A 17,010-nucleotide genomic window follows, 5' to 3' on the forward strand; every position below is an offset into this window, starting at 1 on the left:
GCCGGGTGAAGAAAAACGCCCGCAGGCGTTTAAAGTAATAGTCTGAAAGAATAGCAGTTAACGCGCGCAGCGTCAGCCGTCTGCAGTAAGCATACTGAAGACGCGCGCCAGGCGTCCGCTGCCTGAGGCCGCAACCGGGGGCTCGCTGGCGGCGACAAAACAGGATTCGCCTGGCTGCAGGACAAGCTGGCTATCCGCGCTGGCGAGCCGCGCTTCTCCCTCAATACAGAACAGCAGGGCGGCGCTGGCCGGTGCCAGCGGCTGCGCTACGGCAGAAAGCAGGTGGATGGCAAAGGAAAAATCATTAACCGGCACCGGGAAACAGAGCGCCTGCGCATCGCGCTCAGGCTGCAGCCGCAGCGTATCGGCGGCGCGGGGGGTAAAGTTCAGGTTAGCCAGCAGCTCCGGCATATCGATAAATTTTGGCGTCAGGCCGGCGCGCAGCACATTATCTGAGTTAGCCATGACCTCGAGTGCAGTGCCCTGCAGGTAAGCGTGCGGCGTGCCGGCAGAGAGAAACATCGCTTCGCCGGGCTGCAGCAGCAGCAGGTTAAGCAGCAGTGGTGCAAACAGGCCGTTATCATCCGGGTAATCAGCCGCCAGCTGCCGCACAGTCAGCCACGGCTCCTCATCGTGTGCCGCAGCCGCTGAACAAAGGATCGCCAGCGCGCGCCTTTTTTCATCCCCCTGCAGCGAGAACAGCGTGGCAAACAGGCGGGCAAGGGCGTCCGGGCTGGCCTGCTCAATAAAGTGCCCGATTTGCGGATGGGCGCCCGCTACCGCGCTCAGCAGCGATACCATTTCGGGCCGCTCGCGGAAGCCGTTCAGCGCCTGAAAAGGGGTCAGCGCATAGAGCAGTTCCGGTTTATGGCTGGCATCTTTATAGCTGCGCTGCGGCGCATCCACCGCAATGCCGGCTGCATTTTCACGGGCAAAACCGGCGGCAGCTGCGCGCTTATCGGGATGCGCCTGCACCGAGAGCGCTTTCGCCGCGCAGAGCACTTTGAACAGAAACGGCAGTTCACCGAACCGGTCGGCAACGGCGCTTCCCAGCATGGCGACCGGATCGCGCGCAATGAAATCGCGCAGCGAGGCGTGCCGGCCGTCAACAATCAGCGTGGACGGGCTTTTCGGATGCGCGCCCATCCACAGCTCTGCCAGCGGCCGGCCCTGCGGATCGGCAATACCATAAAGTTCCGTTAACGCCGTTGTGCTGCCCCAGTCGTAGTACTGCAGTGAGTTGTTCAATTTATGCATGTTGCGCCCTCAGCTGAACAGTTATTGCCCAGTAAAGCAGAAAATTTCAGCAATTAGCGCGACCTGTGTGCAGGAAACGCGATGTGCCCGCATACTGTTTTATTGATTCGGATAACAATCCGGCCTGAAGCGGGGCGGTAAGAGGCCGCGCCCGGGGATTGCTTTCACTACTGAGAAAGGAGAAGAGGGCTATGGCAGCCAGTCGCACTGAAAAAGATTCAATGGGTCCTGTTGATGTGCCGGCAGATAAACTCTGGGGCGCACAGACGCAACGCTCGCTGGAGCATTTTCGTATCTCAACCGAGAAAATGCCGGTTGAGCTGGTCCGCGCGCTGGCGCAGACCAAGCGGGCAGCGGCAGAGGTTAACCGCGATCTGCAGCTGCTGCCGGACGATCGCGCGACAGCAATTATCCGCGCGGCGGATGAAGTGCTGGCAAACCAGCACGCCGATCAGTTTCCGCTGGCGATCTGGCAGACCGGCTCCGGCACGCAGACCAATATGAATATGAATGAAGTCCTGGCTAACCGCGCGAGCGAGATCCTCGGCGGCGAGCGCGGTATGGCGCGGCTGGTGCACCCTAATGATGATGTCAATAAAAGCCAGAGCTCTAACGACGTTTTTCCTACCGCTATGCACGTGGCGGCCGTTACGGCACTGCGCGAGCAGCTCATTCCGCAGCTGGAGGTGCTGAAAACCACGCTGGCCGGTAAAGCGGATGCATTCAGTGATATTGTGAAAATTGGCCGTACGCACCTGCAGGATGCCACGCCGCTGACGCTGGGACAGGAGATCTCAGGCTGGGTGGCGATGCTGGAGCATAATCTGAAGCACGTTGAAAACAGCATTCCCCATCTGACCGAGCTGGCGCTGGGCGGCACCGCCGTAGGCACCGGCCTGAATACGCATCCTGAATATGCCGTCCGCGTGGCGCAGGCGCTGGCCGCGCTGACCGGTCAGCCGTTCATCACCGCACCCAATAAATTTGAAGCGCTGGCGACCTGCGATGCGCTGGTGCACGCACACGGCGCGCTGAAAGGTCTGGCGGCGTCGCTGATGAAAATTGCCAACGACGTCCGCTGGCTCTCATCCGGCCCGCGCTGCGGCATCGGCGAAATCAGTATCCCGGAAAATGAGCCGGGCAGCTCCATTATGCCGGGCAAAGTCAATCCGACCCAGTGCGAGGCGATGACCATGCTCTGCTGTCAGGTGCTGGGTAACGACGTAGCGATCAATATGGGCGGCGCGTCCGGCAACTTTGAGCTGAACGTATTCCGTCCTATGGTCATCCATAACTTCCTGCAGTCGGTGCGGCTGCTGGCCGACGGCATGGACAGCTTTAATCATCACTGTGCAACCGGTATTGAACCGGTGCGGGAGCGTATCGATCAGCTGCTGAATGAGTCGCTGATGCTGGTGACCGCGCTGAACACGCACATTGGCTATGATAAAGCAGCCGAAATTGCCAAAAAGGCCCATAAAGAGGGGCTGACGCTTAAAGCAGCCGCGCTGCAGCTCGGTTATCTCGATGAGGCGCAGTTTGATGCCTGGGTGCGCCCGGAAGAGATGGTTGGCAGCATGAAAGCGTAATCCTGCAGGTGGCGGCCGCTTCATCAGGCGAGGCGGTCGCTCCAGAGGTGCAGGCGCGGGATGATCAGATGCAGCGGCTGCGCCAGCGGCTTATAGCGGTGGGCGATATTCTCTGCATCATAATCCAGCAGTTCGCCCAGCACCGGCACCTGGGTTTTATCACGACACAGCACCAGCAGCGGAGAGGGGCAGGCCAGCTGCGTCTGTTTCTTCTCGCTGGCGCGCCAGACGCGGGCAATAGGCTGCACTTTAACCGGCCGCTTGATTTTCAGCTTTGCGCCTGCGGGCAGCGATCGCACCAGTTCCAGCTCCAGCTGCACTTTTTCTGCCCACTGCTCACGCGTCCAGGGAGCCTGAGCGCGATTCGCTTTCAGGCTGCGTTCCAGCTGCTCAATAACGGCTTCCCGCGTCAGATTTTTAATGATGTTTTTGTTCGCCCAGCCAAAGCGCAGCGTATCCGGCGCATTGAGCAGGGGCACGTTGCGATAGGCGTTCAGCGTAATCAGCCCGCGCAGATGCTGATGCACAAATTCAAAGCGGGCCTCGCTCGGCAAGCCGGACTCTACGGTGATGAGCTGCTCCAGCCGCTGTTTAAGCGCGTTGATTTCGCTGACCTGCTGCGTGATCTGCTCAGCGGCCTGCTCGTCCGCCTCAATACAGATTGCTCCCGGCAGCCGCACGGCCGCTTTGGTACTGATCTTTTCTGACTGATGCTGCATAAACAGCCGGCAGTAGTGGGTGAGGGCCATCTCACGCGCGCTTTTGCCCAGATGCTGCGTCACCGCTATTTTGTCAATCTCATCATGTTCGTGCCCTTTTTCAATTGCCGGCAGGCTGAACACGCGCGCCACCAGCAGCGGCTGCTGCTCAATGCTGGTGCGCAGCGCACCAAGGCGCTGTTCCAGCGTGTTAACGCACTCATGTAAATCAGCGACTAAATCGTAGCGAGCCATAATCTTCTCCTTTGTTACAACATACTTAATGTACCTGTGCCTGCGCCGCTGACAAGCTTCCAGTTTAGTTACAACAAACTTTTAAAATTTAAGTTTTACCAGAATCAGCCCCGGAGACCAATAATGGCCTGACAAGAAGAAGGTTCAGCCTGCAGAATATCCATGATATAACAATGCTTTATCTGATACGGGAAGCGCCCGTGCACTATCATTCAAAACCCGCGATACCCGCCATTATTACGCTGGGTGCGGTTCAGATCCTTTCCTGGGGCGGGTCGTTCTACCTGATGGCGGTGATGGCCGCTCCGATTATTGCTGAAACCGGCTGGTCTCAGCAGTGGGTTTATGGGGCGCTGTCGCTCGGCATCCTGGTCTCCGGCTTGCTGGCGCCACTCAGCGGACGACTGATTGCCCGTGGTTACGGGCCGCTGATACTGGCAGGCGGCGGTGTGGTAATGGCGTCAGGGCTGGTGGTGATGGGGATGAGCTACCAGCCTGGCTGGTTTTTTGCCGCCTGGCTGCTGATTGGCACAGGAATGGCAATGAGCCTTTACGATGCGCTGTTTGCAACGCTCGGCACGCTCTATGGCGGACAGGCGCGCAGCACTATCACCGGCGTGACGCTGATTTCGGGCTTATGCACCACGCTGGTCTGGCCGGGAACGGCATGGCTGATTGCGCTCGCCGGCTGGCGTGATGCCTGTTTCATCATTGCTGCGCTGCTTACTCTGCTGGTCTTTCCCGCCTACCGCTATGCGCTGCCGGCGCCGGTCACGCAAACCGGGAGCAGGGGAGGCCGGACCGGCGCGATCTCTGACACTCTGCAGAGCGCGCTCTCGCCGCGACTTTTCTGGCTGCTGTGCGCCATTTTTACCCTCGCTTCGGTTATTATGACCGCCATCTCGGTTCAGCTTATTACGCTGCTTCAGTCCGGGGGCTATTCGCTGAGCGCAGCGCTGGCGCTGAGTGCCGTTCTCGGTCCCTGTCAGATTGGATCGCGGCTTCTGGATGTAATGTTTAAACGTAGTCATCCCATATGGACCGCGCTGTTCTCTGTGGGACTGGTGGCAGCAGGGCTGCTGCTGCTGGCGCTGTTTCCGGCAATGGCGCTGGTCGCTATGGTGCTCTATGGCGCAGGAAACGGTTTGCGGGCCATCGTGCGCGGTACGCTGCCGCTGGCCGTTGTCAGACCGGAACAGTATGCCGTTATCACCGGTCGTATGGCGCGCCCGGCGCTGATCGGACAGGCGCTGACGCCGCTGGCGGGGGGCTGGCTGGCAGCGCATGCCGGCGCTGACGTGACCCTCTGGGTACTGTGCGGGCTGGCGGGTATAAACGTTATGCTGGTGGCGCTGCTTAAGCAGCAGTTACCGGCGCAGGCGTCGTCCGTGCAAAACTAAGCAGCTTGTGCGCTAACCGGGCCGCAGATGGGGAATCCGTGCCCTGTGCGGTTGGGGTTGCTTCTAAAAAGCAACAGTGTTTGTTATATTTATTGCTCATTGTTCACTCATTGACGCGCTATAAAAACAAAAAGATAAGCCGCAACTCAGGATATTGAAATGTTAGATTATCGCTTCCCGACAGCTCTGCAGATGGTTTTAAGCGTCGCGATGGCGGAGCAACTGGGAAAACGCTCGACCAGCGCTATTCTGGCGTATGGTCTGGAGGCGAATCCCAGCTTTATTCGTAAGCTGATGGTTCCGCTGACGCGCGACGGCATTATTGTTTCGACGCTGGGTCGCACCGGCTCCATTCACCTGGGCCGGCCCGCAGCAGAGATCACGCTACGCGATATCTATACGTCAGTCATTGAAGACAAAAAACTGTGGGCGTCGCGGCCGGATGTTGCACCGCGCTGCCTGGTCAGCGCCAACCTCTGCTGGTATTTCAAATCGATTGCTCAGGAGGCGGAGGAAGCATCGCTGAAAGTGCTGGAGACGCGCACCGTGGCGGATGCGCTGAACGAACTGAAAAGCAACGATACCAGCAATTGCGAACCGCTGCCGGACGCTGAACCCGCCGGACTCTGCCAGAAAACCCGTTGATACCGGCGCTGCATGCGCGTCCGACGGTCAAGAGGATATAAAAAAGCCCGGCTTCAGCCGGGCTTTTCCATTTGTACCGCTTTTAAAGTGACGTTGCGCTTTCCGCACGCGTGCGGCGCGTTACCAGCTTGCGCAGCGTAACGTAGAACACCGGCGTCAGGAACAGGCCAAACAGGGTCACGCCAAGCATCCCGGCAAACACGGTTATACCGGTCACACCGCGCACTTCTGCGCCAGCCCCTTCACCCAGAATCAGCGGAACCGTACCGGCGATAAAGGCAATCGAGGTCATCACAATCGGCCGCAGGCGCAGACGACACGCCTCCAGCGCGGCAGCGGTCACGCTTTTACCCTGCATCTCCAGCTCACGTGCAAACTCCACAATCAGAATAGCGTTTTTGCACGCCAGCCCCATCAGCACCACCAGCCCGACCTGGACAAACACGTTATTATCACCGCCGGTCAGCCAGACGCCCGCCAGCGCGGAAAGCATGGTGACCGGGACAATCAGGATCACCGCCAGCGGCAGCGTCCAGCTCTCATAGAGCGCTGCCAGTACCAGAAACGCCAGCAGGACCGCAACCGGGAAAACGATCAGTGCGCTGTTGCCCTGGGTCGCCTGCTGATAGCTCAGGTCAGTCCATTCGATATTCATGCCGTTGGGCAGCATCTGCTCTGACATCATCTCCAGCTGCGTCATCGCCTGCGCGGAAGAGAGCACGCGCGGATCGGCATCGCCAATCAGATCCGCAGCGGGATAGCCGTTATAGCGGATCACCGGATCGGGGCCGTAGGTGGTGGCGACATGCACCATGCTGCCGACCGGCACCATTTCGCCCCGGTCATTACGGGTACGCAACGAAGTAATATCCTCAACGCTGTCACGGAAATCGCCGTCCGCCTGCGCCATCACGCGCCAGGTACGGCCAAACTTATTAAAATCGTTCACGTAGGCGGAGCCGAGATAGACCTGCAGCGTGGTAAAGAGATCGGGTAACGCCACGCCCTGTGCACGGGCTTTGTCGCGATCGACCTGCACATCCAGCTGCGGGACATTGGCCTGATAGGAGGAGATCGGAAACATCATGCCCGGCGTCTGCATCACGGCACCGGAGAGGGTGTTAATAGCCTCCTGCAGTGCGCCATAGCCGAGGCCACCGCGATCCTGCACATAAAGCGAATACCCCGATCCCTGGCCCAGACCCAGAATCGGCGGTGGCATAATTGAGAAGCCAAAGCCCTGCTGAATCTTAGCAATTTTTGCATTCAGCTCCGCGTTGATCTCTGCCGCGCTGCGCGTCCGTTCGCTGAACGGTTTCAGGCCAAAAAACACCGTGCCGGCGTTAGGCGTATTGGTAAACTGCAGCGCGTTCAGGCCGGGAAACGCAACCGCATAGGCGACGCCGTCAGTATGCATGCCAATCTCGCTCATCTCGCGGATCACCGCATCGGTGCGCGCCAGCGAAGCGCCTTCCGGCATTTTTACGCCGCCAATCAGATAGAGCTTATCCTGCGTGGGAATAAAACCGCCCGGCACGCTGTGAAACAGCAGGCCTGCGCCGGCAAGCAGCAGCAGATAAACCGCAAACACCGCGCCGCGCCGGCGCAGCGTGGTGCCTACCAGGGATTCATAGCCTGTTGCACTGCGCTGGAAAAAGCGGTTGAACGGGCGAAACAGCCAGCCAAACAGGCGGTCAATCAGCCGGCCAGGCAGATCTTTAGGCGCGTCATGGGCTTTCAGCAGTTTAGCCGCCAGCGCCGGCGAGAGCGTCAGCGAGTTAATGGCGGAGATCACCGTCGAGATAGCGATGGTCACGGCAAACTGCTTATAGAACTGCCCGGTCACGCCGGAGAGAAACGCCATCGGCACAAACACCGCGCAGAGCACCAGCGCAATGGCGATAATCGGACCGGACACCTCGCGCATCGCCTGGTGCGCGGCGGCCACCGGCGTCAGACCCTGTTCGATATTGCGCTCAACGTTCTCAACCACCACGATGGCGTCATCCACCACGATGCCGATAGCCAGCACCAGCCCGAAGAGGCTGAGCGTATTGAGTGAGAAACCCAGCAGCCAGAGCACGCTAAAGGTGCCAACCACGGAAACTGGTACCGCCAGCAGCGGAATAATCGACGCGCGCCAGGTCTGGAGAAACAGGATCACAACCAGGACAACCAGCGCAATGGCTTCAAACAGCGTCTGCACCACGGCGTGAATAGAGTCGCGAACAAACACCGTGGGATCGTAAGGTGCAGCCCACTGCACATCCTCCGGGAAGCGCGTGGCCAGCTCGTTCATTTTGGCCCGCACCGCGTCGGAGAGATCGATAGCGTTCGCGCCCGGCGCCTGGAAAATACCGATGCCGACCGCATCCTTGTTATTCAGCTGAGAGCGCAGGGCGTAGCTGCCGGAGCCCATCTCAATGCGCGCCACGTCGCGCAGCCGTACCAGAGAGCCGTCAGCCGTGCTTTTCAGGATAATGTCACCAAACTGCTCTTCGCTCTCCAGCAGACCCTGGGTATTGATAGAGAGCAGGAAATCGCTGGCTTTGCGGGTCGGTTCCGCGCCAAGCTGTCCGGCGGAGACCTGTACGTTCTGCTCACGCATGGCGGTAATCACCTCTGCGGCCGTCATGCCGCGCGCGGCGACTTTGTTGGGATCGAGCCAGACGCGCATCGCATACTCACCCGCGCCGAAGATCTGAATCTGGCCGACGCCGGGGAGGCGTGCCAGCTCATCTTTCACCTTCAGGGTGGCGTAGTTGCGCAGGTAGAGCGAATCATACTTGCCGTGCGGGGAGAAAAGATGCACAACCAGCGTCAGCGTGGGCGACATTTTCTGGGTGGTCAGCCCCAGCTGGCGTACCGCTTCCGGCAGACGCGCCTCAGCCTGCGCCACGCGGTTCTGCACCTGTACCTGCGCCCGATCGGGATCGGTGCCGGGGCGGAAGGTCACGGTAGTGACCAGTACGCCATCGGAGCCGGCCACCGACTTCATGTACATCATATTTTCAACGCCGTTGATCGCCTCTTCCAGCGGGGTCGCCACGGAATCCGCGATCGCTTTTGGGTTAGCGCCAGGATATTCGGCGCGTACCTGCACGCTGGGCGGCACCACATCCGGATATTCGCTGATTGGCAGCAGCGGGATCGCAATTAACCCGGTGGCAAAAATCAGTATCGACAGCACCGCCGCAAAAATGGGACGGTCGATAAAAAAACGAGAGAAATCCATAGAGTAGGGTCTCGGTTAAGGAGCGGGGCGCATCGCGACTGAGTGAGCCTGTACCGGCATGCCGGGCATAAAGACTTTTTGCAGACCGTTTACGATCACGCGATCGCCTGGCTGCAGACCCTGCTGAACAATACGCAGTCCGCCAGAGAGATCGCCAGGCTGGATATCGCGCCGCTGCGCTTTGCCTGCGGCATCAACAATGTAGACATAGCGGCGGTCCTGATCGGTGAGAATCGCCTTGTCATCAATCAGCAGCGCGGTGAAATCGGCACGACCCGGCAGCCGGACGCGGGCAAACAGCCCCGGCGTCAGTTCGCGCTGCGGGTTATCGAGCAGCGCGCGCATGCGAATGGTGCCGGTACTGGCAGTAAGCTGGTTATCCAGAAAATCCACCGTGCCGCGATGCGGATAGCCGTGTTCGCCGGTCAGGGAAACCTGCAGCGGCAGGGCGCCGCGCTGTTCGCCCTGGCGCGCCAGCTGCTGATAGTGCAGAAATGTCGCCTCATCGACATCAAACCAGACATACATCCGATCCTGGGAAACCAGCGTGGTCAGTACGCTGGCGCTGTCGCCTGCGGTGACCAGATTGCCGGCGGTGATCAGCGCGCGGCTGGCGCGGCCATCAATCGGGGCGGTCACGCGGGTAAAACTCAGGTTGAGGCGGGCCATATCAACCGCCGCCTGCGCCGCCTGCACGCTCGCCTGCGCCTGCTGCGTGGCCGAACGACGCTGCTGCCAGATCTCGCGGGATACCACCTGGCTGTTGATCAGCTTATCGGTACGATCCGATTCACTGCGCGCCAGCGCCGCCTGCGTGCGCGCACCGGCGAGCTGCGCCTCAGCCTGCGCCAGTGCGGCACGGTAGCTGCGGTCATCAATGGTGAACAGCACCTGACCTTTTTTAACCTCATCGCCTTCGCGATAGTTTACCTGATCGATATAGCCGGAAACGCGCGGGCGCAGCTGAACGCTCTCGACCGCCTCGATCCGGCCATTGAAGTTATCCCATTCGCTGACCTGCTGCCGGATCACCTGTGCCGCACTCACCTCCGGCGGCGGCGGCGGAGCGTTTTGCGCCACGCCGCGATCGCAACCCGCCAGCAAACCTGCCAGCAGTGCCGCGCCTGCCAGGCCAATAGCCTGACGAACCCTGTCTTTTTTTCCGGACATTATTGTTATTCCACGTTGATGAAGCACGAAAGACGACGTAAAAATATGCAACTTTAACGATTGCATTAATCGGGAGGAGTGTAGGTCGCGGCGAAGTGCATCTGCAAGAATATCTGATACACTTTATGTGCGGTCTGACGGGCGCTCAGCGCAGAGAGAAAAACCCTGCTTTATGTGCGGCATTTAATGTAATAATAAAACTTGCATTAAGTGCGATAGTCAGTCACCCTTAAAGTGTAACTGCAACTGATACTGATACTGTTCGTAACGGCGACGGGAGAGAATGGGATGATGAGCGACGCGTTTATGCACGATCTGATTGACTGGATCGATAACAATATCGAAGCACGGCTGGATCTTGATACCGTGGCTGACCGGGCGGGCTACTCCAAATGGCACCTGCAGCGTATGTTCAAAGAGCACACCGGTTATCCGCTGGGCGAATATATCCGGGCGAAAAAGCTGAAAAAATCAGCGGACCGGCTCACCACGACCAACGAGCCTATTCTGAACGTAGCGATTTCGCTGGGTTTTGATTCACAGCAGTCGTTTAACCGCAGCTTTAAGCGCCAGTATGGCGTAGCGCCCGGCGCGTGGCGTCGTCACGCTTCACATGCACCCGGTGCCATGCAGTAAGTTCTCCGCCAGGGCCAGCTACGCTGGCCCGCGTCAATTTCCCGCCTGAATCTGCTATGCTGACCTCCTTTTTTCAGGGGTGTCGCCATGTCAATATTACGCTGGATCGGCCTGCTGGCGATCGTCATTGTTTGCTGGACCGCGCTGCGGCCACAGGTTAGCACTCCGCCTGCCGATCCCACGGCTGGCCACGCCACGGCTTCTTCTTCTGCCACCATTGATGCGCTGACGCAGGCTGAACGCGTTGCGGACTGGCTGGTGCAGCATCAGCGTCTGCCCGATTTTTACCTGACCAAAGCGGCCGCGCGCCGTCAGGGCTGGGAGCCGGATAAAGGCAATCTGTGCGAGGTTCTGCCAGGACGCGCCATCGGCGGTGACCGCTTCAGCAATCGCGAACAGCAGCTGCCGCGTCAGGCGGGACGGCAGTGGTATGAGGCGGACGTCAATTATCGCTGCGGGCGCCGCGGCGCTGACCGTCTGATCTACTCCTCCGACGGGCTGATCTACCTCACCCGCGATCACTATCGCAGTTTCAGAAAGGTGCACTGAGCGTGCTGACTATAGATATCGACTTCGCCACGCTGCGCGACCGCGCGGCGTTTTATCAGGCGCTGAATGCGCAGAGCGGTGCGCCTGCTGCTGTCGGCGCAAATCTGGACGCGCTGTGGGACTGGCTGACCGGCGGCATGGCGCTGCCGGCAACGATCTGCCTGATACATGCAGAGCAGGCCGCGCAGCAGGCGGAGTTTGCGCCGGTACTGGCGCTGCTTGAGGAGGCGGCGCAGCTGCTGGAGGGCGAGCTGCACCTGGTCTGGCGCTGATCAGGCGTGCAGCGGCAGCAGCAGCACCGACAGCGTCTGCCGCGCGCCGGCGGGCAGATCGCTGCCGCCCGTATAACCATTATTCTCCACAATCAGCTGGTTGAGTCCGACCAGCCAGTCATAGATGTAGAACGCCGTATGATTAGCGGGCGCAGCCGTCAGGCGCGTCAGGCGCTGGCCTGACGAGAAGCTGACGCTCGGCGCGGGCGGACGGGAAAAAATCGTCTGCCCCCGGTTTACGCGACTTTCAGGGCGCTCGCTCTCCGGACGCTGTAAAAAACCGAGCCAGGCGACAAAATCACCCAGCACCGTCATGGCGCGCGAAACCTGACGATCGGTGCGTGCTTCATGCGTGCTGCTGTCCGGCTCATTCAGCGCACTCTGCAGCCTTGCCAGCAGCTTAAGACGAAAACTGGCCGCAATCAGCTCCTCGGTCAGCAGCTCCATGGTGGGCTTGTCGACGTTCAGCAGCGTCAGCAGGCTGCGGTTCTCAGGCAGCTGGCGCAGATGCGCCAGCCACAGCGTCAGAACCTGCTGCGGAAACTGCTGCTCGCTGCGGACGCTCGTATGCTGCGGCTCGCCGGCGGGAGCGGGCGCGTCGCTGAACAGATCGAACTCAAAGCCGATACCAAAATAGCTTTGCTCCGCAGCGGGCTTGCCGCTGTGCGCCGTTACCGCGCCGCTGCTCTGACTCAGCCAGAGCTGGCGCACGGCATCACGCGACGGCTGCAGCCGCTCCAGCAGCTCACCGTGCAGGCCGGTGCGGTGCTGCAGACATTTCAGCAGCGTATCGGCGATGGTCTGTTTACGCAGCGCCTGCTCGGGCGAGGCGCTCGCTTCTGTCCACGGCTGCAGCCGGGCCGCGACTTTCTGCTGCAGCGCGCCCGTCAGCAGCGCCAGACGGTCGCGACGCGCCTCGGGCTGCATCTCTTCCTGCAGCCAGCTGCTCATGCGATCGACGCCTGCGCGATCCTGCGCCAGCATTGAGCCCCAGCTCTGACCCGGCTGGCCAATCTGACGCTGCACCGCCTCGTCGACATTGATCTGCTGCGCCTGATAGCGCGCATCGTAAGGGGTTATCGCCCAGATCAGACGCGGTTTTTCGCTGCCGCTGCTTACGCTCTGCTGCATCTGCCACTCGCGCAGCGCGCTGGCGGCGGGATCGGCGTCGTGGCGCTGGCTGGCGGCGGTGCAGATCAGCATCAGGTCAATGCCCTGGCGCGTGGCGTAAAAACCGGGCAGCAGGGCGCGCTTCTGCTCCAGCAGCTGCGCACGCAGCGGATCGCGCAGACGCAATTGTGCCTGCTCCTCCTGCAGCTGGCGATCGGGAAGCGTGCCGGGGGCAGGCAGATCCAGCATGTCCGCCTCATCATAGAGCGCCTGACGCGGCGTGGAGCTGAGCGGTATGGTCAGCTCCAGCGTCAGCAGCGCCAGCTCGCCGAGCGCGACCCGCTGTGGCTTACCGCTGCGGTTGGCTACCACCGGACAGACCTCAATCATCTCCTGCAGATCGGCGTCGTGACCGATCAGCTTTTCAGCCGGCAGCTGCGCATCATCCACCAGCAGCGAGAGCTGCGCCAGCACGCGCGGCGCGTGGCGCAGCTGCTGAAGCAGGTGCAGCAGCGGACGCAGCGTGTCGCTCAGGGCAGGCTGACCAGGCCAGAGCAGGGCATAAAGCTGTACGCGATCGTCAACGCTCAGCCAGGGGGCCAGTTCGGCGGCCTGGGGCCAGAAATGGCGATCCAGCGCTTCCGCGTGACGATGATGACGGCGGCTCCATCCCCACAGGGTGATGAGCGCGTCGCTCTCTGCGCCGGGCTGTGGCTCGCTCTGGCGGTGACGCTGCAGGCGCTGCAGCGTGGTCTCAATGGTGCGGATATCCGCGCCGTCACGCTCAATGCGGGCGCTGGCGAGCAGCAATCGGATCAGCTCCGCTTCATTAAGCAGGGTCAGCTCAACCGGCCACGTGCCGGAGGTCGCTTCACGCTGGTGACTAAAGCGCGTGGCCGCAGCGAAATCGAGATTACCGGGATTGATATGCTGAAAATAGTTGAGCACTTTGTCGCTGAATCGGGTCATCAGCTGACCCTGCGCATCGCCCACCATCTCACTCAGCAGCCAGGCTTTACCCGCCTGCGACTGACCAAACAGCGCCAGCGTAACCGGACGCGCCAGCTGCAGCGCCAGCGCCTGGCTCTCAGCGCGCGCGCGGCGCAGCTGCAGGCGCAGCGTATCTGCTTCCAGCGCCAGGCGCGGCGAGTGCGGCTGCTGGGCATCGATCCAGCCGAGCGCGCTGTCCAGCGTTTCCCGCAGCAGGCTCAGTCGCTTAGCCGGGGTGGCGGTGGTTTTTCTGGTCGTTCTCATCGTTTACAGACGCTCCCGCTGTCAATCCAGTATTGCGCGTTGGCATTGCCGCTGCCGGAAAGGGTATTGAGCTTCAGGCTCAGCTGCTCCAGCGGCACCCGCGTGCCATCATCCAGCCGCGCGTCGCTGAGGATCAGCCGCTCCGGCCCGTTATTATCTGGTCCCGGCTCTGCTGCCAGCTTAATACGCAGCACGCTTTCGCCCGCGACTTTGCGCGCCAGCTGCGGGTCGGTAATGCTCAGGCTGTAGAGCGGCGACGCCGGCCAGCGGTCGTTCTCCAGCTGACGAAAACCGAGGCAAACGTTGCCGCGAATGCGAAAGCTGCTTTTGCGATCCAGGGCAAAACTGCTGCTGTCGAGATCGATTTCGCTGTAGCAGAGATTATCATCGCTGAGCGTGGCATTTTCATCCAGAACGCCAAGATAGCGAATGGTCGAATAGGGCTCAAAATCACCGGCGCGGAACCAGAAGCTGCTGAGACGCAGATCGAGCGCCAGCAGGCAGAGCATCGCGCCCACCGCCGCGGTTGATTTCGGGTTATCGATGCGTCCCTGTTTATTAAACGGATACCAGTCGCTGGTGTGATACCCCTCCAGCGACAGAATACGGCTGCCCGGCAGCGGCTGCAGGTGACGCACCAGCGCCTGGATGCCGGGGAAACGCGACGGCCGGCCGGTCAGCAGCAGAACATCACACTGATAGAGCGACACCACTTCGCACATGGCGCGCAGCGCCGGGATAATAGCCATACGGTGCTGCAAAAATTCGCCGTGCAGCTGCGCCATACTGACCACCAGCGGCACCTGCAGCAGATCAAACCGGCTCTCGCTGCCCAGCGTGCGCTGAATTTCGCCATTCACAAACGCCAGCACCGCGCCTGCCGGCTGCTGCGGCACCAGTTCGCCAAACAGCGCGTTGATCTCGCTGTGGCTGTCGAGCGGATCCCAGTTCTCATACCGCTCCAGCACCGCCTGCGCCAGCGGGATAAACAGCTGCAGCGTAACCTGCTGACGCAGCGTCGCCTGTCCATCCATCCGGCTGTCGTGGCCAAACAGCTTCTGCATCAGCGGCTCGGGCAGGGTGACGCCCGCTTTTTGCAGGCTCTGCTGCAGCGCCGGCAGGATCCAGAGCTGGATCACATCCAGCAGAATATCATCGCCGGCAACCTTAAAGCCTTCGCGAAACAGCAGGCGCGGCGTAATTTTCACATTATTGCCCTGGCCATCATCCAGCCGGTACTGGGTGATCGCGAGGTCGGTGGTGCCACCGCCGATGTCGATTGAGGCGATGCGCAGGCTTTTGCCCGGCAGCTCATCGCTCTCACGCGGGCGATCGGGGCGCGCCATACTGCTGAAAAAATCTTCCGCCCGCCCGGCAAAGTTCACCTGCGTTTCATTAAACAGCCACACCATCTGGCCGCAGGTGGCTTCGTCCCACTCCATCTGCACATCCGGCAGCAGGCGGTGCGCGGGCGCTGTGTCCCAGCCCTCCGCCTGCCACACCAGGGCGAGCGCCTCCTGCATGCGGCGGCGAAATATCTCCCGCTCCGGCTTGGGCATCGCGGAGGGCAGCGTCAGGATCACATGCCGCAGCTGGCGCGGCGCCTGGCTCTGCGGCATGCGCTGGCGCTGTGCAACGCTGTTCATCTGCATCATCGCCTGCGCCAGCAGCTCGCAGAGCATAAAAGTCATCAGCGCGCTGCGGCTGTAGCTGGCGGAAAACACCGGCAGGCGATCCTCTTCCGGCAGCGCCTGCAGCGGCTCTCCCTCATCGTTGATCATCAGCGTAAAGGGCAGCGCAATAGCCTGCGCCTCTTCGCTCTGACCGCCAGCGTTAAAGCGCCAGCCTGGCTGATAGCGCGCCTCATCCCACAGATAACGACGCGGGCTGGAGATACCGGTGCTGCCTTCCGTGCCGGCGCGCTGCAGCGCCAGACGGCTCGCTTCACGCCCCACGCGGGTCAGCGAAGGCCACATAAATGCGTTATCGCGCCCGCTCTGCAGTGAGAAACTCGCTTTGCCAAAGCTCGCCTCTGCGAACTCCAGCCGGCTGTCGAACAGTTCGTTATACACGCGGTGCGGCTGCGATAAATCGCGCAGCTGCATCTCATACGTCTGACGCAGGCCGTTGCTCTCTTCCGGGTGATCCTCCACCAGAATGCCGCAGGTATGCGAGTTGCCGACATCGAGAATGAGATCCACACTGACCGCCGGGGTTTGCAGCGACGCCGCCTGAATAGCGATCTCCGCCAGATCGAGCTGCTCACCCAGCAGCTCCAGCAGATTGAGATAATGCGCCTGATACTCAAACTCGCGCAGCGCCTGCGTCAGCGCCAGCTCCCCGCGCGATTCCAGCGCGACCGCCCGCTGCACAAAGGTCTCACGCAGCCAGCCGTCGACCCAGGTCAGGTCAAGAAACTCGCCCAGCTCATAGTTGTGCCACGCCAGCGCAAAACTCACGCCGTTCTGCGCGTCGGCCGCGCTCAGGCCGAGCTGTTCACCGCCTTCTGCTTCCGGTACCAGCCGGGTGTCAAAGGCGAGGGTAATGCGGTGCGTATGGCCCGCTGCATCCGGTTCGCTGAGCGGCGCAAGGCGGGCGCGCGCCCAGTTATCGGGACCGCCGATAAAGCGGCGACCGCTGGTGCAGCGCAGCACCGGCAGCGGCAGCCACTGATTAGCCAGCAGGGCGAGGGAGTCGGTCAGGGCGACATCCGACTCCGGGCGTACGACCTCGGCCGCGCCTCCCTCCTCCGGGTAGAGCAGGAATTTACCGTTATTGCCATCCACGTGCAGGCGCAGCAGCGGACCGTTGGCGGTCTGGCGCACAAACTGGCGGCGCGCCTGAGCAGAAGGCAGGCGCAGACCAAAGTCGAGAAACTGCACGCCGCTCGCTTCAATCAGCGTGATTTTCTGTTTGTCATCAATCAGAGGAGCCAACATG

Annotated in this window: 12 protein-coding genes; 6 read left to right on the plus strand and 6 right to left on the minus strand. The window is 60.9% G+C overall.

Annotated elements, in window-relative coordinates; translation table 11 throughout:
• Positions 1 to 72 precede the first annotated feature (72 nt).
• Entirely contained in the window at positions 73 to 1,257 is a 1,185-nt protein-coding gene (gene manA, locus F3J39_RS03965) for a mannose-6-phosphate isomerase (protein WP_104084809.1), read from the minus strand.
• A 191-nt stretch (positions 1,258 to 1,448) separates the two neighbouring features.
• Between manA and fumC the strand changes: the two genes are divergently transcribed.
• Positions 1,449 to 2,846, plus strand: a complete 1,398-nt coding sequence (gene fumC, locus F3J39_RS03970) for a class II fumarate hydratase (protein WP_071668791.1) — start codon at positions 1,449 to 1,451, stop codon at positions 2,844 to 2,846.
• 23 nt (positions 2,847 to 2,869) lie between these two features.
• On the opposite strand, the gene tus is transcribed toward fumC, so the two are convergent.
• Entirely contained in the window at positions 2,870 to 3,799 is a 930-nt protein-coding gene (tus, locus tag F3J39_RS03975; protein ID WP_104084810.1) for a DNA replication terminus site-binding protein, read from the minus strand.
• A 200-nt stretch (positions 3,800 to 3,999) separates the two neighbouring features.
• Between tus and F3J39_RS03980 the strand changes: the two genes are divergently transcribed.
• Together F3J39_RS03980 and F3J39_RS03985 are read left to right on the plus strand one after the other, a co-directional pair.
• Positions 4,000 to 5,199: an MFS transporter gene (locus tag F3J39_RS03980; RefSeq protein WP_104085335.1), complete on the plus strand. Its 1,200-nt coding sequence runs from the start codon at positions 4,000 to 4,002 to the stop codon at positions 5,197 to 5,199.
• 159 nt (positions 5,200 to 5,358) lie between these two features.
• Positions 5,359 to 5,844, plus strand: a complete 486-nt coding sequence (locus F3J39_RS03985) for an Rrf2 family transcriptional regulator (protein ID WP_039384233.1) — start codon at positions 5,359 to 5,361, stop codon at positions 5,842 to 5,844.
• 82 nt (positions 5,845 to 5,926) lie between these two features.
• Here F3J39_RS03985 and F3J39_RS03990 read toward each other — a convergent pair whose 3' ends face one another.
• Together F3J39_RS03990 and F3J39_RS03995 are read right to left on the minus strand one after the other, a co-directional pair.
• Positions 5,927 to 9,079 carry an efflux RND transporter permease subunit gene (locus tag F3J39_RS03990; RefSeq protein WP_145339093.1) on the minus strand — a complete coding sequence of 1,051 codons (3,153 nt, stop codon included), beginning with the start codon at positions 9,077 to 9,079 and terminating at the stop codon, positions 5,927 to 5,929.
• A gap of 15 nt (positions 9,080 to 9,094) precedes the next feature.
• Positions 9,095 to 10,249: an efflux RND transporter periplasmic adaptor subunit gene (locus F3J39_RS03995; RefSeq protein ID WP_108569296.1), complete on the minus strand. Its 1,155-nt coding sequence runs from the start codon at positions 10,247 to 10,249 to the stop codon at positions 9,095 to 9,097.
• A gap of 288 nt (positions 10,250 to 10,537) precedes the next feature.
• Between F3J39_RS03995 and F3J39_RS04000 the strand changes: the two genes are divergently transcribed.
• The 3 genes from F3J39_RS04000 (at position 10,538) to F3J39_RS04010 (ending at position 11,706) form a co-directional block, all read left to right on the plus strand.
• Positions 10,538 to 10,885, plus strand: a complete 348-nt coding sequence (locus F3J39_RS04000) for a helix-turn-helix domain-containing protein (RefSeq protein WP_039384236.1) — start codon at positions 10,538 to 10,540, stop codon at positions 10,883 to 10,885.
• Between the two features lie 87 nt (positions 10,886 to 10,972).
• Positions 10,973 to 11,434: a ribonuclease domain-containing protein gene (locus F3J39_RS04005; protein WP_166713838.1), complete on the plus strand. Its 462-nt coding sequence runs from the start codon at positions 10,973 to 10,975 to the stop codon at positions 11,432 to 11,434.
• Positions 11,435 to 11,436: 2 nt separating this feature from the next.
• A complete protein-coding gene (locus F3J39_RS04010; protein ID WP_166713839.1) occupies positions 11,437 to 11,706 on the plus strand; it encodes a barstar family protein in 270 nt (89 codons plus the stop codon).
• Here the strand turns inward: F3J39_RS04010 and F3J39_RS04015 are convergent, their stop codons facing one another.
• On the minus strand, positions 11,707 to 14,070 hold the full coding sequence (locus tag F3J39_RS04015) for a virulence factor SrfC family protein (protein WP_166713840.1): 2,364 nt from the start codon (positions 14,068 to 14,070) through the stop codon (positions 11,707 to 11,709).
• Entirely contained in the window at positions 14,067 to 17,009 is a 2,943-nt protein-coding gene (locus tag F3J39_RS04020; RefSeq protein WP_166713841.1) for a virulence factor SrfB, read from the minus strand. Before F3J39_RS04020 ends, F3J39_RS04015 begins: the two co-directional genes overlap by 4 nt.
• Position 17,010: the final 1 nt, after the last annotated feature.

Source organism: Pantoea sp. Acro-807, from assembly GCF_011752675.1.
Classification (GTDB): Bacteria; Pseudomonadota; Gammaproteobacteria; order Enterobacterales; family Enterobacteriaceae; genus Pantoea; species Pantoea eucrina.

Bases quoted from the DNA above. Each gene is read 5' to 3' on its own strand.
- fumC (WP_071668791.1), top strand. From the start codon at position 1,449: ATGGCAGCCAGTCGCACTGAAAAAGATTCAATGGGTCCTGTTGATGTG.
- F3J39_RS03985 (WP_039384233.1), top strand. From the start codon at position 5,359: ATGTTAGATTATCGCTTCCCGACAGCTCTGCAGATGGTTTTAAGCGTC.
- F3J39_RS03995 (WP_108569296.1), bottom strand. From the start codon at position 10,249: ATGTCCGGAAAAAAAGACAGGGTTCGTCAGGCTATTGGCCTGGCAGGC.
- F3J39_RS04005 (WP_166713838.1), top strand. From the start codon at position 10,973: ATGTCAATATTACGCTGGATCGGCCTGCTGGCGATCGTCATTGTTTGC.
- F3J39_RS04015 (WP_166713840.1), bottom strand. From the start codon at position 14,070: ATGAGAACGACCAGAAAAACCACCGCCACCCCGGCTAAGCGACTGAGC.
- F3J39_RS03990 (WP_145339093.1), bottom strand. From the start codon at position 9,079: ATGGATTTCTCTCGTTTTTTTATCGACCGTCCCATTTTTGCGGCGGTG.
- manA (WP_104084809.1), bottom strand. From the start codon at position 1,257: ATGCATAAATTGAACAACTCACTGCAGTACTACGACTGGGGCAGCACA.
- F3J39_RS04000 (WP_039384236.1), top strand. From the start codon at position 10,538: ATGATGAGCGACGCGTTTATGCACGATCTGATTGACTGGATCGATAAC.
- tus (WP_104084810.1), bottom strand. From the start codon at position 3,799: ATGGCTCGCTACGATTTAGTCGCTGATTTACATGAGTGCGTTAACACG.
- F3J39_RS04020 (WP_166713841.1), bottom strand. From the start codon at position 17,009: ATGTTGGCTCCTCTGATTGATGACAAACAGAAAATCACGCTGATTGAA.